Origin of the sequence: Anaerosporobacter faecicola (assembly GCF_012070565.1) — a bacterium.
In the GTDB taxonomy this organism is placed as follows: domain Bacteria; phylum Bacillota; class Clostridia; order Lachnospirales; family Lachnospiraceae; genus Anaerosporobacter; species Anaerosporobacter faecicola.
On sequence record NZ_JAAQRO010000030.1, the window covers coordinates 150678 to 175076 of the forward strand.

Consider the following 24399-nt stretch of genomic DNA (forward strand, 5'->3'; position numbering starts at 1 on the left):
GGAGAGCTATGGGAGAAATATCAATTGTGACTTGACAAATGAAATAGAAAAGACTATTATAAAAAATATATTATAGATCTATAATTTAATAACGTAAGCGTTCACGTAAGCCAACGTACTTTCTAACTATTAATTAGGGGAGAGTACGTTTTTTTTGTCTCTCCCTATAGAAATTATGAGATTAAAGGAGAGATTTATTATGGAAAAGCGAAATGATTTAGGAATTGACAATTTAGTAAAGTATCAGAATTATATTGAGGACTTATATAAGGAAAGCGGCACATTAAGTCAAAAAAGTTTTATTGATAAAACAGAGTGGAAAGACTTTGTACCTGTGATAGAAGATGATGTTGTTCGTTTCCTGAAAATAATGTTGCAGGTAAAGAAACCGATGAAGATTCTAGAGATTGGCACTAGTATAGGTTTTTCAGCAACATCAATGGCATTAATTGCAAAGAAATATGGTGGAACGATTACAACGATTGAATTTAATCCGTTAGCCCAAAAACAAGCAGAAAAAAATTTCTTAAGGTATGGAGTTGATAAGACAGTACAAATTATGTATGGGGATGCATGCAAAATTCTTCCCCAGATTGCAGATGAGAGTTTTGATCTTATTTTTCAAGATGTTGAAAACCGGCTATATCCGCAGTTACAACAAGATTGCGTACGAATTCTGAAGACGGGAGGAATTTTTATCGCAGATGATACCCTTTTTCCTGTCATGGATCTTGGGGAACAGTTGAAGGATCAAGTAGAGCCAACGAATCAATTTAATCATATGATAGCTAATTCTAGCCAATTGGAAAGCACATTGTTGCCGATTGGCGACGGGGTAGTAATTGGAATAAAGAGATAGTGGTAAATCAATATAAACTATACTTTCAAGTAGATACGATGAACGGTACCGCAAATAAGTTGTGGTCTTCCAGAATACAGAAATATTAGTAAATAAAATAAGAGGATAATCACTTTTGATATGGTGGTTATCTTCTTATTTTTGTAAAAACGAATTTTTACTCTTCTTTCATATGATAAGGATTATACCCATATTTTTATGATTTGCGATGACCAGAAATAGTAAGTGAGTAAAGACCTGTTTAAAAGACTAAAATTGAAAGTTATATAATGAAGGATGTTACTAAAGAAAATATAGACTATATTTGGAAATGTGGTAATATTTAATTAGATAAAAGTATGAAGGAGAGAGCTGGATGTTTTTACCGAGATTAGAAGTGTCACCAATTGATAGGCAAGTAAACGCACAATTGATTTGTAGATATGTGAGCCCTGAACAACAAAAAAACAAGACAAGGCCATTTTTAGAAAAAACATTGGCTATGTATCCAGAGTTACGAGAAACGGTACGAATTAAAGATGATAAGATTAGAAATGCTCACATATATGAAGCCGTATATTGCCGATTAGATCGTGAGAAAGAAAAGATAAATGATAGAATTCTTTATTTTTCACAAAAATTTGATACCTTTATATATGATTTTATTGCGGCACAATGCAATACATATAATTATATCTGGAAGAAAAAAGATCCTGTTATTCTATGCGATGTAGGATATATTCCATTCTATCCGAGAAGTACAAAGAACAAACAATTTTTTGTTTCATTTAATGATGAAGAAAGAGTATTTTCAGGTGCAGTTCATGAGATAAACCATATGATTTTTTATGAAAAGTGGAATGAAATGCAAGGTGTAGAGAATGCAGAGGAAAAATACTTTCCCGATCCATTATGGTTTTTGGAAGAAATCATTGTTGATCCAACGTTAAATGATAAAAACGTAAAACCATATACGTTATACGAAAATAGGGCTTATGATCAATTTTATCAACCATTGATACAAAATAGAAGTCCAATGAATTATATAAAAGAAATGTATGAATCAAAGGTATCTATTGAAAGATTTCTTGAAGAGGCATATGTCTTTGTATGCAACAATATGGATAGTTTTATGAAATAGAATATACTGAGTTAGCAAAATAAAATGAAAGAATCGATTGGACGCCTCACATTCGTAGTACCATTTATCAAAGCAGAGAGAGAGTATGTCGCCATTTTTCAATATAAGGGATAGGCAATGTGAGTATATGTTCGATTTGTATTATTATAATGAATTTATAGGGAGAAAACAGATATGGAGTTAGGCATGACGCTATATATAAAGAATACGGTAGAGGCAGTCGATTTCTATATGAAATCATTTGGATTATCCTTGGGCTACCATGAAAAATTTCCAAATGGTACATATATGCACGCAGAGCTACAAAAGGATGGAAAAACTATATTTGCAGTTAGTGAATCTTCAAATGATGAATTAGTTGAGAATATGAAACAGTTAGCAAAGAATAATTTTTCACCAACTACGAGTTGCGGGATTAACTTTAATTCAGAGGACGAGATAATTAATGCATACAATATGCTTAAAGAGGAGGGAATAGTATGTAGACCAATTGGACCGCTTCCTTGGAGTGTTTGTAGTGCAGATGTATTAGATAAATATGGTGTGTATTGGTATATATATATGTGATATACTTATGTAACGAATAAATATTTTATTTTAACAAGTGCTAAGAAACCGACCATAAGTAAGTGGAGAGGCACGAAATAAAAGATCAAGTATAGATACTTGGTCTTTTTTAGTGACCTAGGAAAAGAGTATAAAACGGAGTTAGTTTATAGTTTATATTATTCTGATTATAGAAAAGTTAACATATAGTAGATTAAACATTGTATCACTAGATTAGATTAATGATAAGGAAATGAACTAGGATAGTAATGAATGACAGGATAGATTGAAGAGAGAGTAATTATGCTCTATACTAAAAGTGTAGAAATTAAGACGTTTAAGGAAGGAGAAAACAGTTAATCAAATACTGCAATATAGAGAAGATGACGGAGAAGGAAAAGAAGAATGCATTAATCAAAGAAGTAATCCGACCATTACTTAAATCCGCGGGATTTAAAGGTACGGGGACAACATTTTATAGTGAACGTGAGAAGTGTTATATTGTTATCAATATCCAATCCTCTCAGTTTAATTTGGAAGCGCTAGGATATAGTTTTTGGTACAATATTAAAAGATTTGATAAAAGTGAAATAAAGGATCTGAATGATGTGAAAAAATATCGTGGTGGTGGATTCGGCGTTATCCACGAATCCTTTTTTTTGCCAAATCACGGATACTTTCATCCTTACCACAAACCTGCAGGATATAACATTGGAGGTACGAAGAGATATCAACCAATTATTACTGATTATGAGGATGCAAAAGAGCGATTATCGAATGATTTAACTCAGTACATATTACCAAGATTGCAGCCAGTTCAAAAGGAAGAGGATTGGAATACGATGGTTCATAAGATGAATGAGGAAACCGACGTGGAGAAAATTAAGATGATTTCATTTTTCTTTGATCTGGTGGGTTCAGCAAACTCACGTTCCAATGTAAGTGGAAGGATACGGAATATGAACTCGGCTAATATAACGAAGGAAGATGTAGTTAAGAACATGGATTTACTTCCTAAAGTATTAGAATATCAAGATACCTATGATTTGACGGTCGAAGAGATTAAATCATTTATAGCAATAGTACTAGATGAGTATGAAAAACAGAAAACATGTGAAAAGGGAGAGAACTTTTTCGTGTGAACGTAAAGTTTCATAAAGGGGTCAGACGTGAAGAAGAACGTGAAATATGGAGTTGAATTTCTGCAGATTTTAGCAATATCATGTCCGATTGGATAAAGAGAAAAACATTAGGATTGAATCGAGAGGTTCAATCCTTTTATATTTGAGAAAGTAGTCCTTCCACCAACCGGACAGCTGGTGGAAGGAGCTACAGATTATTCAATTGGAGATTACTGGAGATTGTTAACAAGAAATATTTATATTTGTATAATATAAATTACAAAAAATGGATAAAAATAGTTGCAATATATCCCATTTTTCGGTAAAATAGTATGAGTGAAGAATAAGTTATAATACTTAGTGATGGATATGCAATGCCAAAGGTATAGGATGAAAATGAGTATGAAATGAATTACAAGAAGATAATAAACAAAATAAGGGGGATTGTCTTTGAAGAAATTAATATTTACAAATGATGATTGCAAAGGTTGTAATCATTGTATTTGCACTTGTCCAGTACTATTAGCAAATGCTTCGGTGGTAGTCGACGAAAAACAAAGAATCGAAGTAAATGATGCGTATTGTATCCAATGTGGTTCCTGTTTTGATGCGTGTACACATCAGGCAAGGGAATACGAGGACGATACGGAGAAGTTCTTTCAGGATTTGAAGGAAGGGAAAGAAATCTCTTTGTTGATCGCACCAGCATTTCGTGCTAATTATGTAAGAGATTACGAAAGAATCCTAGGTGGACTGAAAAAATTAGGTGTAAAGAAGATCATAAGTGTTGGATTCGGAGCGGATATTACGACTTGGGCGTATATCAATTATATTACCAAAAACGAGTTTTACGGCGGTATCTCTCAGCCATGCCCTGCTGTGGTTAGTTATATTGAAAAATACATACCAGAGCTGATACCAAAGTTGATACCAATTCAGAGCCCGATGATGTGTGCTGCAATTTATGCAAAGAAGTATGAGAAAATAACAGATCGTCTTGCGTTCATAAGCCCATGTATCGCAAAAAAATATGAAATTGAAGATCCGAATACGCACGGTATGGTGTCCTATAACATTACGTTTGATCATTTGGTGGCATATATGAAACAACACAACCTGTTAAATGGTGAAATTAAATTCGAGGTGACAGAGGGACTTGGAGCAGTCTATCCTATGCCAGGTGGTCTGAAAGAAAATATTGCATGGTTTTGCGGACATGATAAGATGGTACGTCAAATCGAGGGCAATTCAGTATATGCATTTCTGGAAAATTATAAAGAACGAGTGCAAAAGAATGAAAAGCTTCCATTTATCGTGGATGCTCTAAACTGTACGAATGGTTGTATCTATGGAACGGGGATAGAACAAGAGAAAAAGCAAGGGGAGGATCATCTTTACAACCTATATGAAATTAAGAAACAGTGTATGTCAAATGGTAACGAACCTTTTAGTAAAAAAATAGATTCGAAAAAGCGTTTGGTGTTTTTAAATAAGAAATTTAATAATCTGAATTTAAATGATTTTCTTCGTAGTTATACGGATCAATCTCAAAAACATAAAATATGTAATCCATCGATCAACGAAATGAATGAAATATTTCAAACAATGAAAAAAGATACCAAAGAAAAACAGAAAATTAATTGTGGAGCATGTGGTTATGCAACTTGTCAGGAGATGACCATTGCGATCTATAATAAATGCAATCATAAAGAAAGTTGTATTCACTATCTGAAAGATTCAGTAGAAGAAGAAACAAAAATCATTCAAGATACAATCGAACAAGTGAAACAGCGAAATACGGAACTGGAACAAAAGAAAGATGAACTTGCTCACTTTATATCAGAGGATTTTAAGTATATGGATGATGCTGTGGTTGAACTGGTACATGGTAACAGTAATTGTGCTCAAGAATGTGAAGCAGTCCAGAAGAATATGGATGATATCTATCAGTTCAGTAATGATCTTTTGAAAGCGTTTCATGCGATCCGAGCATTATTGGACCAACTGGAAAAGAATAATAATGATATAACGAATGTTGCAAATCAAACAAATCTTCTTGCACTAAATGCCTCGATTGAAGCTGCTCGTGCTGGAGATGCCGGAAAAGGATTCTCCGTTGTTGCAGAACAGATTAAGCTTTTATCCGAATCCAGTAAAGTTACTTCTGAGGACAGCAATCACAATAAATTAGAAATATCGCAAGCCATTGAGTCTTTATCAAAAAAGGCAGAGGTCTTGAAAGAATCAATGAATGAGATGTCAGAACAGATTGCGAATATGACTTCAAGTACAAAGGGAATAGCGCAAACTGCTGAAAGTTTGGAAAATATCGTACAGAATGTAAATGACAGATTGGTTGCAATTAAAGAGAATGAATCGTAGTTCCTGTTGAATAAAATGATTGGTGTCAAGTAGATAAAGACGACGATCAATTAACAAAAAGGAGGATGCTGCAAAACTAACTCGTTACTAGTTTTGCAACATCCTCCTTTTTTTGTTATAACAAAGTATGATATGCCAATAAGATACTATTCAAATGGATGTTCTGTAAAATAGATTTCGTTAAAAAAACCACGATAAGGAATATCATCTAGGATACATTTCTCGAGGTAGATTAGTTCTTCATCCCACTCAATCTTTTGACCTTCTCGTAACATAGTTTCAATTTCATCCACAATATTCTCAAGAATTGTTACATTAATAAACAGAGGTAGTTTTTGCAGTAAGGTTTCATCCAGATTATTCTCAGAACGATAGCCTTCCAGCACGTAATGAAAATATTCCTCCATAAAATCTCTACGTTTTCTGGCATTTGGTTCAAATTGAATCCAGCCAACACCATGTGTCCATACATCTGCAAGATCATACATATAAAAGCCCATGCAACAATTATCAAAATCGTAAACCGTAATATTACCAGTCTCGAAATCAATGGAATAATTGGAATCACCAAAGTCAAAATGAATCATTCCGTAAGAAGTTCTGTTTTGGTCAATGTATCGTAGTTCTTGTATGGTTTCGTTGAATTTTAGCTTGAGTAAAGCATGCTCATCGGGGATTAATTGATTTAAATATTCTTCATTAAATCGATCAAAGAAACTATATCGTTGATGGATTGGTGTATAGTCACTAGATATACGATGAATCTTCCCAAGGACTTTTCCGCAATTGAAAAAATACTCATGAAGGGAGACGCCCTCTCGATAACGGTAATTGTTTTCTGCTAGTAACATTCCTTTTGCTCTTTCAAACATACAAACTGTAAAGGTGTTACTACATATATCAAATTGTTCTAGGAGATTATGGTGGTTTGACTCAATAACATTTGCTACACTAGCACCATTTTTATGTAAGAATTGTACGAACTCTAACTCTGCAAGATAATCCTCTTTTGTACGATCTCCTAAGTTTGAGATTCTAAGAACTACATCTTTAAGTTCTTTGTTATGAAGAATATAGATTTTGTTTCGTCCACCTTCATGCTCCTGAATTGGAGTGAATTCATAACCAGCTAAATCATATCGTCCAGATATGGCAGCCAATAACATGCTTTTCTCTACTTCATTATATAACATAGTTACCTCCTTACTTTTAGGAGGGGTCTGCATCGTCACCCTCCTAATTTAGTCAAGATTGACAGATACAGCCTTTTTCATTAAAACACAACCTTTCAATATGTAATTTTTTTCTATAAATTCAACGTTATTATAGCATGTTAGATTGTTGTTAGCAAGGAATAATTCAGTACCGGATATAGGAATTAGAATATGATATATTGCTAACCCTGCCGTGATATGACTTCCATTTAATGTTTCTACTGTTGAACAATCATATAAGTCGATAATTGTAAAAATTGAGTATGGATCCATCGTTTCCTGATAATAGGAATAAGAAAAAAGGGTTGACTTTTATAAAGCTAAAAGTTAAAATAGTTTCATTGCTCACTAATTGGTGTCATATGAAACTAATATTATAACTAAATGTAAAGGGAGAAGCTATGGAAAAATTAAACAAGCTTTTAGGAATAACAGCTAGGAAAAGCCAAGTCTATTATGGAAATGAATTAGCTGACTTAGATATATCTACAGGGCAATATATGTTTATTGTATCCATTTGCGAAAATGCTGGATTGTCTCAAGAAGAGTTAGGTGAAAAAATCGGTATCAATAAGAGTACCGTTGCCAAAGTAATCGCGCAGTTAAAGCAAGATGGCTATGTTGTGCGCGAGGTAGATGAGCTTGACAAACGAGGATATAAATTATATCCAACCGAAAAGGCGAAAGACGTATATCCTAAAATTGTTGAAATATTGGATCAATGGAAGGAGTATTTAGTCATGGGCCTGACAGATGAGGAAATTACAACATTACTTACATTGATGACTAAGGTTGAAAGCAATGCAAGAAAATATTCAAAAATAAATAGGAGAAACAAAGATGAATTTAAATAATCAAGAAACTTTAAATCCAATGGCGACAGAACCGATTAAAAAGTTACTTTTAAAATTTTCGATTCCATGTATTATATCAATGCTTGTAAGTGCCTTATATAATATTGTGGATCAGGTTTTTATTGGTCAAGGGGTAGGATATTTAGGGAATGCAGCTACGAGTGTAGCCTTTCCACTTGTTGTCATTGCTCTAGCATTAGCGCTGATGATTGGTGATGGTGGTGGTGCATTCTTTAGTTTAAAAGTCGGTGAAGATGATAAAGAAGCAACAGGAAGTATTGTTGGAAATGTAGTAAGTATGTTATTCATTGCAGGTATCGTATTAGCAATTGTAAGTAGTGTCTTTTTAGAAGAGATATTGGTTATGTTTGGTGCTACAAAAGCAGTTATGCCATATGCAGTTGACTATACGAGAATTATTGCAATAGGCTTACCTTTTGCAATCTTTGGAACAGGATTCAACTCAGTAATTCGTGCAGACGGTAATCCGAAGTATGCAGCGATTTCAATGTTAAGCGGTGCTCTTTTAAATACGGTACTAGATCCAATCTTTATTTTTGTATTTAAAATGGGGGTACAGGGTGCAGCGATTGCTACAATTATTGGACAGATCGTTTCGGCAGTATTGGCATTTTTATATCTAAGAAGATTCAATAACATTACCTTTTCATACAAAAATCTAAAAATGAAATGGCAAATCTGTAAGACTACCATGTTATTTGGTATTTCAAGTCTTTTTACACAACTATCCATTGCAGTGGTAGCTATCTGTACGAATAATGTATTAACAAAGTACGGTGCAACATCCATTTATGGAAAAGAGATTCCATTATCCGTATTCGGTATTGTGACAAAAGTAAATCAAATCGTATTATCCGTTTTACTTGGTATTGCTGTTGGTGCTCAGCCAATCTATGGATTTAACTATGGAGCTGGAAAATTAAAACGTGTAAAAGAAACCTATAAATTGGCATTAATAAGTTCAGTGATTATTTCTATGGTCGGAGTATTCTTCTTTGAAGTATTTCCGCAGCAGATTATCAATATATTTGGTGCTGGAGATGCATTGTATAATGAATTTGCAGTAATGTACTTTCGAATCTTTTTGGTATTCATAGCATTTAATGGAGTTCAGATTGTATGTACAATATTCTTCCAAGCGATAGGGCAATCTGGTCATGCGGCAATCCTATCTCTTTCAAGACAGATTATCTTCTACTTGCCATTTTTATTTATCTTACCTAGATTTGTAGGAATTAAAGGTGCATTATATGCAGGACCAATCGCTGATTTATTAGCATTTATCTTATCTGCTATTTTTATGGTGATTAAATGGAAGAATATGAATCTACAGATACAAAAGAATGGAGACTCACAAGAAACGGTATATGAAGAATTCGAGAATGATTCCTGTCTTGTGGAATAAGTAGAATAGGTATTTTAGTATGATAAATAAGTAGAGTTTTACAAATTATAGAATATGAATAAATAAATTGAATTTTAAAGAGCGAATATTTCTTAAAATGTAAGAAATATTTGCTCTTTAACTATATAATTTTAGATCAAAAATGGAGTAGCATAAATTAGATGTAGAACATGATAACATAAAGAAGTAAAATGAAAATAAGTACAAAGTAATTCGATGAAAAAGTAAGAGCCATAGTCAATTCTAAACGTAGACTTTAATTTATGTAAAACTCTCCTTTAGATACGATACGGGGAACCGTATCAGAAAATTAAATTTGTTTGTAAGATTATTTGATTTGACTAGTCTAATAAAGGAAAGGAGTGAAAAAGTGACAAATGCAGAATTTGAAGAAATCTATAACAGATATTTTAGCATCGTACACAAATATCTATTGGGACTAAGTAAAAATGAGCATCTTGCAGAAGAAATGACAAGTGAGACATTCTTCAAAGCAATGAATGCCATTGAACAATTTGATGGACGATGTGAAATTACGACATGGTTATGTCAGATTGCAAAGAATTCCTATTATACGTATCTACAAAAGAATAAGAAAATGGAGCTTAGTGATACAATACCAGAACAAATGGAGTGTAGAGCAAGGACGATCGAAGAACTTATGGTGGATCAAGATGCGGTAATGAGGATTCATGGAATACTACATAAAATAAAAGAACCATATAAAGAAGTATTCATGTTGCGAGTCTTTGGAGAACTAAGCTTTCATCAGATAGGAGCAATATTTCAGAAAACAGAGAACTGGGCATGTGTAACCTATCATCGTGCAAGGATGCAGATTGAAAAGGAAATGGGGGAATATTAATGAAAGTATCATGTAATGTAATAAAAGATATTATGCCTCTTTATGTCGAGGAGTTAGCAAGTCAGGATAGTATTCAAATGATTGAAGAGCATATGAAAAGTTGTGAAATGTGTAAAGAAGAGTTAGAAAGAATGAAAAAAGGACAGATGCATATTGTAGATAAAGAGAAGGCAGAACGTTCATTACAGTCCGTTAAGAAAACGATAAAAAATAAAAGAAGCAGAGCAATTGCATTTTTTTCGCTGCTTGTATTCGTTGTCATGTTGACCGTATTTTCTTATGTCGTTAGCCCTATTTATATCTCTTACGAAGAAAGTGGAATGGAGATCGATACAAGGGAGGATGGAAAATTAACAATCCATTTTTCAGAAGGAGTAACGGGTTTTCGTATAGAGAAAGGATATTGGGATTCCTATCCAGATGCGAATGTAAAAGAAATAATCGTATGGACGTCTTTGTGGGATCAATATTTAAAAAAGCCATCCGCAGAGTTAACCGTATCTGCAGATACCGATGTGCTTATATTTGACGATTATGCAGAGGATGGCGAGATGAAAATGGTCTATCCAAGGGAGGGACAAAAAAGCACTGGAGGTGGAGTGGTACTGAAAAGAAATATTTTAAAAGCGTATTTAATGCTTGCTGTGCTACTAACAATCGTTCTTGCCATAGTGTGTCTCCTAGTACGTAAACATCGTAAGGTATTTCAGGTTGTATGGAAGATATGCATGATTCCAGTAGCATATAGCTTAAGCTCATTATTGCAGTTTGGAAATCTATCATCCTATGAATTATCCAATACATTTTATACAATCATCCTGTGCGGCTGTGCGATTTATGCAATACTTCTGTTAGCAGGTGGACGAGATAGATGGTTAAGTTAAAAGTACGCCTATGTGCAAAAAGTGAATGCAGTGATGGAAAGTCTTTCTGAATAGAGAAAGACTATCCATCATTTTTGTATGATGGATAGTAAGTCATCAATCATCACAGTCGCAGTTGGATTATCGCCAGCCCCTTGCCCATAGAATGCACGAAGACCTGATCGGGTACCTTCTGTGCAGATGATATTGTACGTATCGTTTACACAATTCAAGATACTATCTTCAGAGATTCGTTTTGGTTCAACACTTATTTTTAGTTCACCATTACTTTCTAGGCTTGCTGATGCTATCTGTTTGAATACCTCATGACATTTTTTCGCTTCCATAATCATATCTGGCGTAATTGAACGTATGCTTACGCGACGGACTTGGTTGATAGAAATGGAACGCCCCATCGTTTCCTGTACAAGCAGAGTAAGTTTATATGCTGCATCAAGCCCATCTACATCTTCAGTAGAATTATTTTCTGTATAGCCTGCCTTTTTTGCTAGTTCAAGAGCCATTTGATAACTCATATTGTCTGAAGTCATTTTGGACAAAATATAGTTCGAGGTAGCATTTAAAATACCGTATACTTTATGAATCTGTTCGCCGTAAGAACTGTTCTGTATGGACTGGATAATTGGAATACCGCCACCGACAGTTGCTTCGAAATGTATAGTTCGTCGATAGGTATTTGCAACAGATAGAATTTCGTTTCGATAAAGAGAAAGACATTTTTTGCTTGCCATAATGATATCTTTTCCATTTTTTAATAACTGAAGTATGTAACTTTTTGTTAACAAAACACCATTTCCACCCATACATTCAAAACATATCTGAATCTGTGGATCGTAAACCAAATCATCAATATTCTCCGTTAAGTATTTGGAATCAATTAAGACAGAACGCGGTTTCTTTTTGTTATGGACCAAGACTTTTCTTACTTGCACATCAATGCCATACTTGTCCATCCAAGTTTCATGATTTTCCTGAAGTATTTCATAAACTTTGCTTCCTACCACACCAAAGCCTAGAAACGCAACGCTATATATTCTCATATCGAACCCCTCCTAAATTTATGTTTACTGTATCTTGTTAGAAGTGTATCATAGAATTAAGTATAAGAAAAATTCATAGAATTGATAGGTTGGTTCAATAATTTTGATAGGAGGGTAACTACATGGAATTGCGTAATATCAATTCATTTCTAAAGCTTGCGGAAGTTTTAAGCTTTTCAAAGACTGCAGAACTATTAGGCTACAGCCAGTCGAATATTACAATGCAGATGAAACAATTAGAAACGGAACTGGGAATACAGCTTTTTGACCGTATCGGAAAGTCGGTTCAGTTAACGCAGGAAGGGAAAATTTTCAGACAATATGCGTTGGAAGCAGTCAATAGCCTTGAAACAGGTATTGCTGCATTATCTAAAGAACCACAGCCTTGTGGTGAGTTAAGAATTGGTTTGTTGGAATCGCTTTGTATTACATATCTTCCCGAACTTATCACCAGCTATCATCAACAATATCCTCTTGTCAATACGATCATAAAAATTGGTACCGTAGAACAATTGGAACGTATGTTAAATCATAACGAGATTGATTTAATGTGGATCTATAATCCGTTGCAGCAATATCCGGATTGGAACAATGCATTCACCTATCCCAATCCCATTCATATTATTGCATCGCCGGAATCTCCATATCGTGGCAGACAGCTGAAACTTTGTGATTTACAGAATGAAACGTTTATTCTGACAGAAAGCAATTGTAGTTACCGCAACTGCTTTTCAACAATAATGAGACAAAAAGAAGTGTCGTATCAATTATTTCTTGAGATTGGTAACACAGAGATTATCAAACGTTTTGTTGTTTCAGGAATCGCATTATCGATACTTCCAGAATTCACCATACAACATGAGATAAGAAATAACTTAATAATAAGTTTGGACGTGGAAGACTTCCAAGTAACCATGTATGGTCAGGTGTTTTATCATAAACGAAAAATGTTTACGCCAGCAATGCAGACATTTATTGAATCAATCAAACAAGTTTTCTCTTAGAATTTTAGGAATCATCCTTGTTGGATTAGAAGCAATGAACTAGTAAAATTTATAACGAAAACAAAAGCTCCCATCAATCTTGACCAAAATTTGATTGATGGGAGCTTTTACATAGATCTTATGAAGCTTGACGTAAGGAATCAAGTGGTTGCTAGAGAATGGATTTTGCAGTAAGATGGAAATATACTGAAGAGGCAAGTAATGAAATTCAAAGAAATAAAACAGAGAACCCCAATATTAAAAGCAAAACAGGAGAGGAGAGCAATTATGAATTGGATAGATATATCGGAGGAATATACATTACAAGTTGCTCAATTGATTGGAATGATTGATGCAGGAGAACGCAGAATGTACGAATATGGAGAACAGGATGAGGAGTTTCATGGTTTCCTATGCAATAAAATGCTTGTAAATGAAAAGGAAACAGTGATTGGAGTTATCAGTGCACAGAATTATAGTGATTATCTACATATTAGTGTTTGCTTTAAAGAGGATTTACCAACAGAGGCATATGATGTAACAAGGGTGTTATTATGTGAACTGATTTCTGCGGCGTCAGGAAATACAAGAATATGGAGTAGGAGAGAAAATGTAAATCTAATCAGTTTATTGTATGATATGTATCAGGTGAAACCGGATTTTGCTTCTCGTGAAATGAGTATATCAAAAAAAGAATTTAAAAAATGGGAAAGACCATCGATTTTGTCGGATTATGTAATGCGTGAATATGAAGCAGAGCATCATATGGATTATATCAATTTATTGGATATAAATATGTGGCATGTAACAGAACCTGGTACACATCCATACTTAGATGACGCAAAATATTTGGAAACATATTTTCATGAATTAAGTCTGCAGAAGCGTTTTCACGCGTTATGGAAACAAGAGCGTCTAATTGGAATCTGTTATACGGATGGAAGGGAAATTGATACAATTGTAGTGGATGAGATGGAGCGAGGCAAAGATTTGGGATACTATCTTCTCTATACGGGGTTAGAGAGTGTATTCAAAAACAATGAATATGATCTGTTTTTATATGTTGTAGATGGTAATAACAATGCGCTTGGATTCTATCAGCATTGTGGAATGCGTTGTACCGCTCATAGTGTAAGAATTTGTGTATAATACGCCGGGAGTATTATTGACTTTCGATATGGGGATAAACAAAACATCTATATTGAAGAACGCAGAACAAACGAATATAATAGAAGTATGATGCTAGGAAAAAAAGGTCATTTCAAAATCTACTTTTAGCATTTACATCATAATATACATTAAGATAAAGAAATGAGGAATATCGTGAAGAATATAGTGAAGAAAAAAGCGATGTACAAAAGCATAGTACTTCTATTTGTGTTGTTCTGCCTTATTGGTCAATATAATAAAGTATCTGCGGTAAAGAATGCGATTGTTGAAAAGAATCTTATCCTGATAAAAGATGAGTCATATGAATTAACGGCGGATCTAGATTATGAGGATGAGATGGAATATTATTGGGAGAGTAAAAATCCTGAGATTGCCGAAGTAGATGCGGATACCGGGGTTGTTAAGGCAATTGCTAAAGGAAAGACAACGGTGGAATTATATGTTGATGAGGAAATCGTAGGAACCTGTACGGTCAGAGTTGAGATACCGAGTTTAAATGTAAAGAAAAAAACAGTAGAGATTACCGATACGTTTCAGTTGACAGTGGGAAAAACAGAACAAGAAGTATCGTATCACTCCGCCAAAAGCAGTATTGCAAAGGTTTCAGCGGATGGAGTCGTTACGGCGGTCAGCGCAGGCAGTACCAAGATAACTGCTACATTGTTCAATAAAACGACTAATACAAAAACAAAGTATACATGTACGGTGAAAGTGAAGAATACGAAATTAATTGCATTAACTTTTGATGATGGTCCAAGTATCTATACGCCGATTGTCCTAGATGCATTAGAAAAGAATCAGGCAAAAGCAACATTTTTTGTTGTAGGGTCCCGAATTACAGATAAGACAAAGGGACATATCAAAAGAGCAGAAGAGCTTGGATGTGAGATTGGAAATCATACCTATAGCCATATCAATATGTCATCAAGTTCATTAGAGAAAATCCAATCTGAAATCAAGAAAACAGACAAGAAGGTAAAATCTATAATCGGTAGTCCAACATATATCATGCGTCCGCCTTATGGAAGTCTTACAGAAAAGACGCAAAAAAACATAGACAAAGCAATGGTGTTTTGGAATGTTGATACATTAGATTGGAAATATCGAAATACAGACTATGTAATTAATTATGTATTAGCAAATGCAAAAGACGGAGATATTGTTTTAATGCATGATCTATATAAATCAACAGCCAATGCAGTAGATACTATAATAAGGGGACTTCAAGAGAAAGGTTTTAAGGTGGTTACAGTTAGCGAGTTAGCGCAGGCAAAAGGGAAAGAATTAGTATCAGGGAAGAAATATTATAGTTTTAAAAAATCGTGATTACACTTTTTATTGCTATTTCCCAATAGGTAAGATAGTATTTATACTAGACTGAGTACATAGTAAAGGAGATCTATAAAAATGAATGAAAAGGATTACAAGTTTTCTGACCTAGTTTATGTAAGACCAGATTATACTGCGATTCAAAATAGGATAAATGAACTTACAGAACAAATAAAAGAAGCGAAAGAATATAAGACCATACGTGATGTGATTTTAAAGAGTAATGAGATTCAGATCGAACAGTCTTATGCAGAAAATGTTGCATGTATCCGCATGTATCAAGATTGCACCAATACGTTTTATGAAGAAGAAAGTCTAAAGAATTCTGAAGAGGCTACATATTTGGATTGGAATAAGCTAAGTAAAGCATTAATTGACTCTCCATTTGTAGGGCAGATTGAAGAAGAATTCGGAGTGCAGTACATCACCTTGCTTAAAAATAAGATTCAATTATTTGAAGAGGGAAAGGATCTAATTGTAAAAAGCCAGGCACTGGAAATGAAGTATCAACAGCTAAAAGCTAGCTTGAAGTTTGAAATAGACGGAAAGGTAGTAGGAGAAGCAGAGCTACTAAAATATTATGAGAGTCTAAACCGTGAGCAGAGAAAGAAAGCGGTAGAAGAACGGTACAAAGTTTACATAAATCACAAAGACGAATTTGAAGACATCTTAAATCAATTAGTGGATCTTCGAATTGAGATTGCAAAGGCAAATGGGTTTGATAGTTATTTAGATTATATGAATCTTGAAAAAGGAAGAGTCGGTTATGGAGAAAAAGAACTGACGGGATTTTGCGATCAGGTAAAAGAAGTATTGGTTCCATTTTGCACGAAATTAAATGAAGCAAAGAAGAGAAGATTAGGATTAACGGAGTTAAAAATCTACGATAATAGTATTCTATTTGCTGATGGAAACCCAGAACCAAAGGGGTCAAACAAAGAATTATTTGAGGCAGCAAGAAAAATGTATCATGAGTTATCAAAAGAAGCAGGAGAATTTTTTGATTTGATGCTTGCACATGAAATGATCGATGCAGAGCCATCACAGAACAAGGTGGCAGGAATGGGATTCTGTGCAGATATTGCAAAAATTAAAATGCCATTTGTATTTGGTAATTTCAATGGGACGATTTCGGATGTAACGGTACTAACACATGAGATTGGACACGCATTCCAAATGTATGCGTCAATGCAGAAACAGTCGTTAATACAATATAATGTTGCTGTTAATGATATGGCTGAGGTTCCATCAAAGACAATGGAGCAATTTGCATATCCATTTGCAGAATATTTCTTTGGTGAGGATGCAGATAAGTTTCGATTTATGCATTTAAGTAATGTAATGGAGGAAATCTGTAGCTATTGTATGATACATGAGTATGAAACATATTTATACAATACTCCAGAAGCAACATCTAAGGAACGGGCATTGGAATACGCAAATGTGTATAAGAGATATATGCCAGATTACGACTTTGGTGAACTTGAAGATTACATCGAGCAAGGTGCAATGTTATATGGCAATATGGGAATTTATATGTTCCCACGATACTTAATTAGCTATTCTTTATCCAATATGTGTGCCTTAGAATTTAAGCAGAAGATGATTGAAAATCCGAAAGAAGCTTGGGAAGACTATAGCAAGCTTTGTAGTGCCGGTGGCAGTTTGGGATACCCAGAACTATTACATACAGCAGGTTTGAGCCTTGCATATGAAGAGGGTGTCGTTACACGAGTAACAAAGCGTGCGCAAGAGATTTTGGAAGAGTATATGGAAAAAGAATTGATATAGGCTCCACATGTACTTCTCCTTTCATATAGATACGGGGAACTCGATCAAATAGGAGATAGTATTACAGAAATTACAAATACAACTTAAAATAAGTGAAATAAGGGTGCAATCCAATTTGTTTTATTTGGATGTACCTTTATTTTTATGTTTGGAACTATTAGGCTAAGAATAATTAACGGAAAAGTGTACCAAAGTCTAATTTGGTATGTGGTTGTAAAGAATAAACGACAGGAAGTAAGAAATGCTGCTATGCTGATTGGATCTCCTATTTATTGTAGTGCGAAGTTTGAGCGAATAATAAGGAACGAGAATTAAATATAAAATGATTGAGAATAATAGAATGAGAATGTTATGAAATGCAAGCAATTTGGTGAACAACTTGCAAATATATAAAATATAGAAGTGGAGTAATACTGTTATGTCATGTCGAGAATGCAGCAGAAACAATTGTACGGACAAGGTATTCATCTTTTCTTCTCTTTCGAATAAAGAATTACAAGAAATTTTTTTGCTAATCGAACATCAGACCATCAAGAAAGGCGAACTTTTACTTCGGGATGGAGAAGAGGTAAAAGCTTTAATTATCATAAATGAAGGTCGGTTAAAGAGATTTCAGTATACCAAAGAGGGAAGAGAACAAATTTTGGATATTATGAAGAGTGGTGATTGCATTGGAGAGTTACATTTGTTGAAAGATGATAAATTCGATGGGTACGTACAAGCAATTACCGATTGCAAAATCTGTACATTAAAGAAAGAAAAGTTTCATAATTTGTTGATTCACAATCCTGAAATGAGTTTCAAAGTATTGGAGTTATTAGGTGAGCGTCTTCAACAAATGGAGCGACTTGCGATTGCCCTAGCGGATAAGGATGGTGAGGTGAAACTGGCATACATTCTAGACGATCTAGCCAGTAACTACGGAAAGAAGGAGGGAAACAAAGTTGTGATTGAACTTCCGTTGTCCAAGGAAGAGATGGCATTTTATGCAGGAGTTACAAGAGAAACGTTAAGTAGAAAATTAAAAAAATTTTGCGATTATAAAATAATAAATATGGTTGGGCATAAACAAATTGAGATTCTTGATTATGAGGCATTACAGAATTATTTATAGTAATAGAATGAAAAGAACAGTATGAGAAACACACTGAAAGCTGGATTAGTAGATCAGCTTTTGGGGTGTTTTTTTAGATAGGAAAGTTTTTAAATCACATCGAAGAAACCTTCCAGGGGATACACACAAAATGATTTTTTTAAATTTGATTTAAGTCACAGAAGGAAAGATAAAAGTCAGATATAATGAGCTCATCAAAGCAAGTAAAAAACAGAAAGGGAAAAGCTATGGATCATAACAAAATTAATATAAATTCCCCAATTTCAAATAAATTGATTGGACAAGTAGATGCAATGTCCAAAGAAGAAGTAGATAGCATTATAGGTAAAGCAAGAAAAAGTTGGCCTGAATGGAACAACAAAAGCAGTTCTGAGAGAATGAAATATTTATATCGTGCTGCTGAGCTTCTATTAGAACGAGCTGATGAATTATCGGATCTAATGGTTCTTGAGGTAGGCAAAGATAAAAAGAGTGCGTATTCAGAAGTAGTAAGAACAGCGGAAATGATTCAATCTACAGCAGATATAGCAAAAAGCCTAAATGGAGGAATGATTCCTGCAGACAATTTCCCAGGGGGGGCTAAAGGAAAGTTTGCTATAACCAAAAGAGAATCACTAGGAGTAGTACTTGCCGTTTCACCATTTAATTATCCAGTTAATTTAGCGGCATCAAAAATTGCACCAGCATTAGTTGCAGGGAATGTAGTAGTATTTAAGCCGGCAACACAAGGTAGTCTTTCCGGAATATTTCTTGCAAATGTTTTTAAGGAAGCAGGGATTCCAGATGGGGTGCTTAGTGTAGTTACAGGAAAAGGTAGCGAAATAGGTGATTATATCGTAACGCATGCAGGAATTGACTTTATTAATTTCACAGGTAGTACGGAGGTTGGACAGCATATAGCATCACAATCAAGGATGATTCCTTTACTCATGGAGTTAGGCGGAAAGGACGCTGCAATCGTACTAGAAGATGCAGATTTAGAATTGGCTGCAAAACATATTGTAGCAGGTGCATTTTCTTACTCAGGACAACGTTGTACGGCAATCAAACGAATACTTGTATTGGAAAGTAAAGCAGAAGATTTAATTAAGAAGATTCTGGTACGTTTGGGTGAATTAAAAGTTGGAAATCCAATCGATACGAAAGACGGAATCGATGTTGTTCCACTTATTAGCCAAAATGCAGCTGATTTTGTAGAAGAATTAATTGTAGATGCAAAAGAAAAAGGTGCTAAGGTATTGTTTGGGGGACAAAGAGAAGGAAATCTAATTCACCCTACTTTGCTTGATCATGTAACAACGGATATGAGAGTGGCATGGGAAGAACCCTTTGGTCCAGTATTACCAATTCTTCGTGTGAAATCTATGGAAGAAGCAATTGACCTTGCCAATCAGTCGGAATATGGACTACAGAGTGCAGTATTTACCACAGATATGAATAAAGCATTGGAAGTAGCAGAGAAATTAGAGGTAGGAACCGTTCAGATTAACAATAAGACAGAGAGAGGACCAGATAACTTACCATTCTTAGGAGTAAAGAATTCTGGTTTGGGCGTTCAAGGAATTCAGTATTCCATTGAAGCAATGACAAGATTGAAATCAACAGTAATTAATTTATAAGGATAGGAGTATTGAAATGGAAAGATGGAAAGGATTTCGGGAAGCAAAAGTTGTAAAAAGAGTTGAAGAGAATAAATATATTGTCTCTTTATATATAAAAGTGATGGATGAGGAAGGGGAACTTCCAGATTATTTGCCAGGGCAATTTATTGCAGTAAAAGTCCCAATGGACGATGGAACTTTATCAAAATCTAGACAATATACGTTGTCGTCTATATCCAATGGAGAGTATTATAGAATCAGTGTAAAGCGTGAAGAAGAGGGCCAAGTCAGCAAATTTGTATTTGATCATGTAAAAGAAGGAAATACTATTCACATTACTGCACCTGCAGGTAAATTTGTTCTCAAAGAAGGGAACAAGCCGGTTGTATTAATCGGAGGCGGTATTGGTATTACACCGATGTTAACAATGGCCATGGCGGCAGAGAAAGAAAAGCGTTCTTCTCATCTGATCTATAGTCTTCCTAATACAGAGTTTATGGCATTTAGAGATGAAATTAATAAACTTTCGGGTGCTCATGTCAATACAACAATTGTTTATACCAGACCACTAGAAACCGATGTAATGGGGAAAGACTATGATGAAAAAGGACGATTAACAAAAGAGTGGTTGGAACGTAACATCCAGAAAGATGCAGAGGTTTATTTCTGTGGACCGGTTCCATTTATGAAAGCGATGTATCAAAACTTACTTCAGATTGGCTTTTCAGACGATAACATCAGTTTTGAAATGTTTGTACCAGGTGTTGATATAAGAAAATAACAGAATGGAAAATGGGGAGAGCATTGGTGCTCTCCTCGTTTAAGTCCTATAATAGGAAACTCGTTTTTACCAACTTCCTTGTATATAATCGGTTAATATGATAGTATAGAAAAAAGGTGCAATTGATACAGTATATACATGAATTCGTAGTTGAAAGACTCGATCGATTGTAATAATTAGGTATCAGTATTTTAGCTGAGTTGCTCAGTATGAGACATGCTAGAACAGTAACCAAAATAGAAAGGAGGAGCTTTTACATCAATTAAGAGAAGTTCGACTTGAAGACTTAGAAATTTTAACTAGAGATGAAATAATTAAGTACAAAGGAGAAGGAAGATATGGAGAAAAAAACACTAATTGAAGAATACATGGAGAAGATTTCGAAGATTCTAATTGTTGTGTATATGATAATTACTTATCTTATTGGACTTACATATACTGGATTAAAGATGATAGGCTGGTATACACGCCCAAAAATCTGGCAATTTGTTGTGTATTTTGGTTGCTGTACATTTTATCTTGTTTTTGGTCTATATATATTACGAAAAGTGAAAGATTACCATAAGAAATTAAGATACACAAAAATCTATTTTATAATTTTGTTGGCATTACAGACGACAACTTGCTTTGGGTTCTTTCCTGGGAAAACAAATTGGGCAATCATAATATTCTTTTTTATGTGTTCGGGTATGCTGATGGATTTTAAATATCAATTAAAAACATCGATTGTTCTTACCGTCTGTATGGTTATCCAGATAGCCTTGCAACCGAACTTATTCTTACCTAGTCGTGGAGATAATTTTATTAGCGAATTAGTAATGGCAGTAGCAGTTTATGTCTGTGCTTTTGGGGCTATGTTATTAATGAATTACTTTGTGGAAGCATTTTTAGTTAATGCGAAAAAAGAAGAGATTGCAAAGAATGAAAATCGAATGAAAATTATATTAGACAAGTCCAGTGAAGTTTCACTCACCTTAGTAGAAAGTACGGGGGAGATCTCGAGTTTGATTCAATCAGAAAGTGCTGCTTCAGAGGAATTGAGTGCAATTACGGAAGAACTAGATTCTTTAAATGAAGAGATGGTAAAAAGAGCAGATCAAAGTCATAGTAATCTGAAACAGCTTGTAGATGAAGGTCATAATCTTACGTCATTTGTACAAGATAGTATGGAAGCATTTTCAAAGTTAACAACTATGGCTATGTCTAGCGAGAGTGCGATTAAGAATTTGATGGATTCGAATCAAGAAGTAATGAAAGGAAATCAGAATACGGTCGTTGTTATTGAGAAGCAGGTGCAAGGAACCAATAAGATTCAAGAAACGATATCAAGTATTGAAGCAATTGCTGATTCGACGAATTTGCTTGCGTTAAACGCGGCGATCGAAGCGGCAAGAGCGGGAGATGCGGGGAAAGGATTTGCAGTTGTTGCAAATGAAATAGGACAATTGTCAAAGAGTACGCAGAACCTATTAAAGGAAATTCAGGATGTACTACAAGAACTAAATAAAGATACACAGGAAACACAAAATCAGGTAGGAAAAAGTAAAGAGCAGATTATGCAGCAAAGTGAGGTACTAACTACTACGGTGCAATCAATCTGGAATATGCTTGAAGTTGTAAAAACATCTACGAATAATATCAACTCAATTCAAGAATTGATTAGTAGACAAGAAGCTCTTTTACATAGAAATACTGAAAACAACAATGAGCTTCTTGAACAGATCCAAACACAAAATGCACAGTTCCATCAAATAGCATTAACGATACTGGATAATACACAGACGATTAATGATATCAACAAACAAATGGAGGGTGTTGGAAATATCACAGTGCAATTAAGTGACTTGTTAAATGAATCTTGATACGGAGATAGGAATTCGCTATGCTTTTGAATGAAGGATACTACATAATCGAAGAACAAAAAGGAGTTTTGCGATAAGATTCCAGTGAATTGCAGAAGAAGTTAAAACCAAAAACAAGCCATTTAATGGCTTGTTTTTTTAGTACTGAAATAAAAAGTAAAGCGAATTATTTTCGTTTTGGTAATAAATTATTGCGAATTAAATGTTAGAAATAGGATATAATTTTGGTAAATAAGGTGAAATTACACCTTGTTTATTATATAATATTAAACATATTAAACAATGCAAACTTCGCACTTGCAGTTTTTAGCAAGCATCTACTCTAGATATAATTTTGAAATTGCGATGTTTGCAAAATAAAAATAAGACTTGGGAGTGAGGATGCTATTATGAATAAATATGTGTTTTCCAAGTTTCAGATTGTAGTGGGGCTACTAATATCCTTTGCTGTTCTGTTAAGTGGATGTGGGAATAGACAAGTTGGCTATGACACTGGTATAGAGGGACCAGGGGATAACAACGAGTTAGTTGTCTATACATCTCACAAGGAAGAAGTTTATGAACCAATTATTAAAGAGTTTGAAGAACGTACAGGAATATGGGTTACTGTCATAGCAGGGGGGACGAATGAGTTGTTGGAGCAAATTGCTCTGGAAGGAGATTCTCCGGTATGTGATATTATGTTTGGTGGTGGTGTTGAGAATCTGGAAGCATACAAAGATTATTTTCTGCCATATACCTGTTCAGAAGGGAAAGATATTGCGAAAGACTATCTATCTGCCGATGGTTGTTGGACACCATTTTCTTCGTTACCCATTGTATTTGTTTATAATAATAAATTGATTTATGAGTCAGCGGAACCAACAGGATGGAAGGATCTGCTTGGAGATAGGTGGAAAGGGAAGATTGCATTTGCTGATCCGAATACATCCGGTTCTAGTTATACAGCGTTAGCAACTTTGCTTCAAATCTTAAATCAAGATCAGGAAAAGACGCTAAGAACGTTTGTGGATGCCTTAGATGGGAATGTATTAAGTGGCTCGGGTGATGTAATCGAGACAGTGGTGAATGGAACAAGGTTAGTTGGAATTACACTAGAAGAAACGGCAATGAAGCAAATTGCGGCTGGAGCGGATATTACTATGGTATATCCTAGGGAAGGAACAAGCGCTGTTCCAGATGGTTGTGCAATTATTAAGAATGCGAGGAATGAAGATAACGCAAAACAATTTATAGAATTTATTATCAGTAAAGACGTGCAACAGTACATAGTGGACAAATTTAACAGAAGGTCCGTAAGGGGTGACATCAAAGATTCCAAGGAGCCATTTAAGAATTTGAATGTAATTGACTTTGATATATCGAAAGCAAGCATTATTCAGAATGAAGTTTTGAAACAGTGGTCTGCGCTTATAGCAAACCGATAAAGAAAAGAGGGTGGTTTCTTTGTTTAAGGG

Annotated in this window: 21 protein-coding genes; 18 read left to right on the forward strand and 3 right to left on the reverse strand. The window is 34.6% G+C overall.

Features of this window, described 5'->3' with window-relative positions; genetic code table 11:
* Positions 1-199 precede the first annotated feature (199 nt).
* From HBB17_RS13330 to HBB17_RS13350, 5 genes are all read left to right on the forward strand, one after another.
* Positions 200-859, forward strand: coding sequence for an O-methyltransferase (locus HBB17_RS13330; RefSeq protein ID WP_167957988.1), 660 nt, complete (start codon positions 200-202; stop codon positions 857-859).
* A gap of 355 nt (positions 860-1214) precedes the next feature.
* Complete coding sequence (locus tag HBB17_RS13335) at positions 1215-1979, forward strand: hypothetical protein (RefSeq protein WP_167957989.1); 765 nt, start codon at positions 1215-1217, stop codon at positions 1977-1979.
* Between the two features lie 174 nt (positions 1980-2153).
* Positions 2154-2546: a VOC family protein gene (locus HBB17_RS13340; RefSeq protein WP_167957990.1), complete on the forward strand. Its 393-nt coding sequence runs from the start codon at positions 2154-2156 to the stop codon at positions 2544-2546.
* Between the two features lie 362 nt (positions 2547-2908).
* Positions 2909-3667, forward strand: a complete 759-nt coding sequence (locus HBB17_RS13345; protein WP_167957991.1) for a DUF4304 domain-containing protein — start codon at positions 2909-2911, stop codon at positions 3665-3667.
* A gap of 429 nt (positions 3668-4096) precedes the next feature.
* Positions 4097-6028 carry a [Fe-Fe] hydrogenase large subunit C-terminal domain-containing protein gene (locus HBB17_RS13350; protein ID WP_167957992.1) on the forward strand — a complete coding sequence of 644 codons (1932 nt, stop codon included), beginning with the start codon at positions 4097-4099 and terminating at the stop codon, positions 6026-6028.
* A 146-nt stretch (positions 6029-6174) separates the two neighbouring features.
* On the opposite strand, the gene HBB17_RS13355 is transcribed toward HBB17_RS13350, so the two are convergent.
* Positions 6175-7221 carry a phosphotransferase enzyme family protein gene (locus tag HBB17_RS13355; RefSeq protein WP_238483751.1) on the reverse strand — a complete coding sequence of 349 codons (1047 nt, stop codon included), beginning with the start codon at positions 7219-7221 and terminating at the stop codon, positions 6175-6177.
* 48 nt (positions 7222-7269) lie between these two features.
* Positions 7270-7515, reverse strand: a complete 246-nt coding sequence (locus HBB17_RS13360; RefSeq protein WP_167957994.1) for a hypothetical protein — start codon at positions 7513-7515, stop codon at positions 7270-7272.
* Between the two features lie 128 nt (positions 7516-7643).
* Here HBB17_RS13360 and HBB17_RS13365 point away from each other — a divergent pair, with 128 nt between their 5' ends.
* The 4 genes from HBB17_RS13365 (at position 7644) to HBB17_RS13380 (ending at position 11271) form a co-directional block, all read left to right on the forward strand.
* A complete protein-coding gene (locus HBB17_RS13365) occupies positions 7644-8096 on the forward strand; it encodes a MarR family winged helix-turn-helix transcriptional regulator (RefSeq protein ID WP_167957995.1) in 453 nt (150 codons plus the stop codon).
* Positions 8083-9522 (forward strand): MATE family efflux transporter, encoded by a 1440-nt coding sequence (locus HBB17_RS13370; protein ID WP_167957996.1) that lies wholly within the window; start codon positions 8083-8085, stop codon positions 9520-9522. Before HBB17_RS13365 ends, HBB17_RS13370 begins: the two co-directional genes overlap by 14 nt.
* Positions 9523-9892: 370 nt before the next feature.
* A complete protein-coding gene (locus tag HBB17_RS13375) occupies positions 9893-10387 on the forward strand; it encodes an RNA polymerase sigma factor (protein WP_167957997.1) in 495 nt (164 codons plus the stop codon).
* Positions 10387-11271 (forward strand): anti-sigma factor, encoded by an 885-nt coding sequence (locus tag HBB17_RS13380; RefSeq protein ID WP_167957998.1) that lies wholly within the window; start codon positions 10387-10389, stop codon positions 11269-11271. Before HBB17_RS13375 ends, HBB17_RS13380 begins: the two co-directional genes overlap by 1 nt.
* 68 nt (positions 11272-11339) lie before the next feature.
* Here HBB17_RS13380 and HBB17_RS13385 read toward each other — a convergent pair whose 3' ends face one another.
* Entirely contained in the window at positions 11340-12311 is a 972-nt protein-coding gene (locus HBB17_RS13385) for a homoserine dehydrogenase (RefSeq protein WP_167957999.1), read from the reverse strand.
* A 122-nt stretch (positions 12312-12433) separates the two neighbouring features.
* Here HBB17_RS13385 and HBB17_RS13390 point away from each other — a divergent pair, with 122 nt between their 5' ends.
* The 9 genes from HBB17_RS13390 to HBB17_RS13430 all read left to right on the forward strand — a co-directional run bounded on the left by HBB17_RS13390 (position 12434) and on the right by HBB17_RS13430 (position 24369).
* The gene (locus tag HBB17_RS13390) at positions 12434-13315 is read left to right on the forward strand and encodes a LysR family transcriptional regulator (RefSeq protein ID WP_167958000.1); all 882 of its coding nucleotides are present in this window, start codon (positions 12434-12436) and stop codon (positions 13313-13315) included.
* A gap of 267 nt (positions 13316-13582) precedes the next feature.
* Positions 13583-14443, forward strand: coding sequence for a GNAT family N-acetyltransferase (locus tag HBB17_RS13395; RefSeq protein ID WP_167958001.1), 861 nt, complete (start codon positions 13583-13585; stop codon positions 14441-14443).
* Between the two features lie 174 nt (positions 14444-14617).
* Positions 14618-15790: a polysaccharide deacetylase family protein gene (locus HBB17_RS13400; RefSeq protein WP_167958002.1), complete on the forward strand. Its 1173-nt coding sequence runs from the start codon at positions 14618-14620 to the stop codon at positions 15788-15790.
* An 81-nt stretch (positions 15791-15871) separates the two neighbouring features.
* Positions 15872-17584, forward strand: a complete 1713-nt coding sequence (locus HBB17_RS13405) for a M3 family oligoendopeptidase (RefSeq protein WP_167958003.1) — start codon at positions 15872-15874, stop codon at positions 17582-17584.
* Between the two features lie 418 nt (positions 17585-18002).
* Positions 18003-18698, forward strand: coding sequence for a Crp/Fnr family transcriptional regulator (locus HBB17_RS13410; RefSeq protein ID WP_167958004.1), 696 nt, complete (start codon positions 18003-18005; stop codon positions 18696-18698).
* Between the two features lie 185 nt (positions 18699-18883).
* The gene (locus HBB17_RS13415) at positions 18884-20317 is read left to right on the forward strand and encodes an NADP-dependent glyceraldehyde-3-phosphate dehydrogenase (protein ID WP_167958005.1); all 1434 of its coding nucleotides are present in this window, start codon (positions 18884-18886) and stop codon (positions 20315-20317) included.
* Between the two features lie 16 nt (positions 20318-20333).
* Positions 20334-21080 carry an FAD-binding oxidoreductase gene (locus HBB17_RS13420; protein ID WP_167958006.1) on the forward strand — a complete coding sequence of 249 codons (747 nt, stop codon included), beginning with the start codon at positions 20334-20336 and terminating at the stop codon, positions 21078-21080.
* Between the two features lie 338 nt (positions 21081-21418).
* Complete coding sequence (locus HBB17_RS13425) at positions 21419-22942, forward strand: methyl-accepting chemotaxis protein (protein ID WP_167958007.1); 1524 nt, start codon at positions 21419-21421, stop codon at positions 22940-22942.
* Positions 22943-23331: 389 nt separating this feature from the next.
* Entirely contained in the window at positions 23332-24369 is a 1038-nt protein-coding gene (locus HBB17_RS13430) for an ABC transporter substrate-binding protein (RefSeq protein WP_167958008.1), read from the forward strand.
* The last annotated feature ends 30 nt before the right edge of the window (positions 24370-24399 follow it).

Bases quoted from the DNA above. Each gene is read 5' to 3' on its own strand.
- HBB17_RS13430 (WP_167958008.1), top strand. From the start codon at position 23,332: ATGAATAAATATGTGTTTTCCAAGTTTCAGATTGTAGTGGGGCTACTA.
- HBB17_RS13410 (WP_167958004.1), top strand. From the start codon at position 18,003: ATGTCATGTCGAGAATGCAGCAGAAACAATTGTACGGACAAGGTATTC.
- HBB17_RS13360 (WP_167957994.1), bottom strand. From the start codon at position 7,515: ATGGATCCATACTCAATTTTTACAATTATCGACTTATATGATTGTTCA.
- HBB17_RS13395 (WP_167958001.1), top strand. From the start codon at position 13,583: ATGAATTGGATAGATATATCGGAGGAATATACATTACAAGTTGCTCAA.
- HBB17_RS13340 (WP_167957990.1), top strand. From the start codon at position 2,154: ATGGAGTTAGGCATGACGCTATATATAAAGAATACGGTAGAGGCAGTC.
- HBB17_RS13370 (WP_167957996.1), top strand. From the start codon at position 8,083: ATGAATTTAAATAATCAAGAAACTTTAAATCCAATGGCGACAGAACCG.
- HBB17_RS13365 (WP_167957995.1), top strand. From the start codon at position 7,644: ATGGAAAAATTAAACAAGCTTTTAGGAATAACAGCTAGGAAAAGCCAA.
- HBB17_RS13390 (WP_167958000.1), top strand. From the start codon at position 12,434: ATGGAATTGCGTAATATCAATTCATTTCTAAAGCTTGCGGAAGTTTTA.
- HBB17_RS13330 (WP_167957988.1), top strand. From the start codon at position 200: ATGGAAAAGCGAAATGATTTAGGAATTGACAATTTAGTAAAGTATCAG.
- HBB17_RS13425 (WP_167958007.1), top strand. From the start codon at position 21,419: ATGGAGAAAAAAACACTAATTGAAGAATACATGGAGAAGATTTCGAAG.
- HBB17_RS13380 (WP_167957998.1), top strand. From the start codon at position 10,387: ATGAAAGTATCATGTAATGTAATAAAAGATATTATGCCTCTTTATGTC.
- HBB17_RS13335 (WP_167957989.1), top strand. From the start codon at position 1,215: ATGTTTTTACCGAGATTAGAAGTGTCACCAATTGATAGGCAAGTAAAC.
- HBB17_RS13405 (WP_167958003.1), top strand. From the start codon at position 15,872: ATGAATGAAAAGGATTACAAGTTTTCTGACCTAGTTTATGTAAGACCA.
- HBB17_RS13345 (WP_167957991.1), top strand. From the start codon at position 2,909: ATGACGGAGAAGGAAAAGAAGAATGCATTAATCAAAGAAGTAATCCGA.
- HBB17_RS13420 (WP_167958006.1), top strand. From the start codon at position 20,334: ATGGAAAGATGGAAAGGATTTCGGGAAGCAAAAGTTGTAAAAAGAGTT.
- HBB17_RS13385 (WP_167957999.1), bottom strand. From the start codon at position 12,311: ATGAGAATATATAGCGTTGCGTTTCTAGGCTTTGGTGTGGTAGGAAGC.
- HBB17_RS13355 (WP_238483751.1), bottom strand. From the start codon at position 7,221: ATGTTATATAATGAAGTAGAGAAAAGCATGTTATTGGCTGCCATATCT.
- HBB17_RS13415 (WP_167958005.1), top strand. From the start codon at position 18,884: ATGAGCTCATCAAAGCAAGTAAAAAACAGAAAGGGAAAAGCTATGGAT.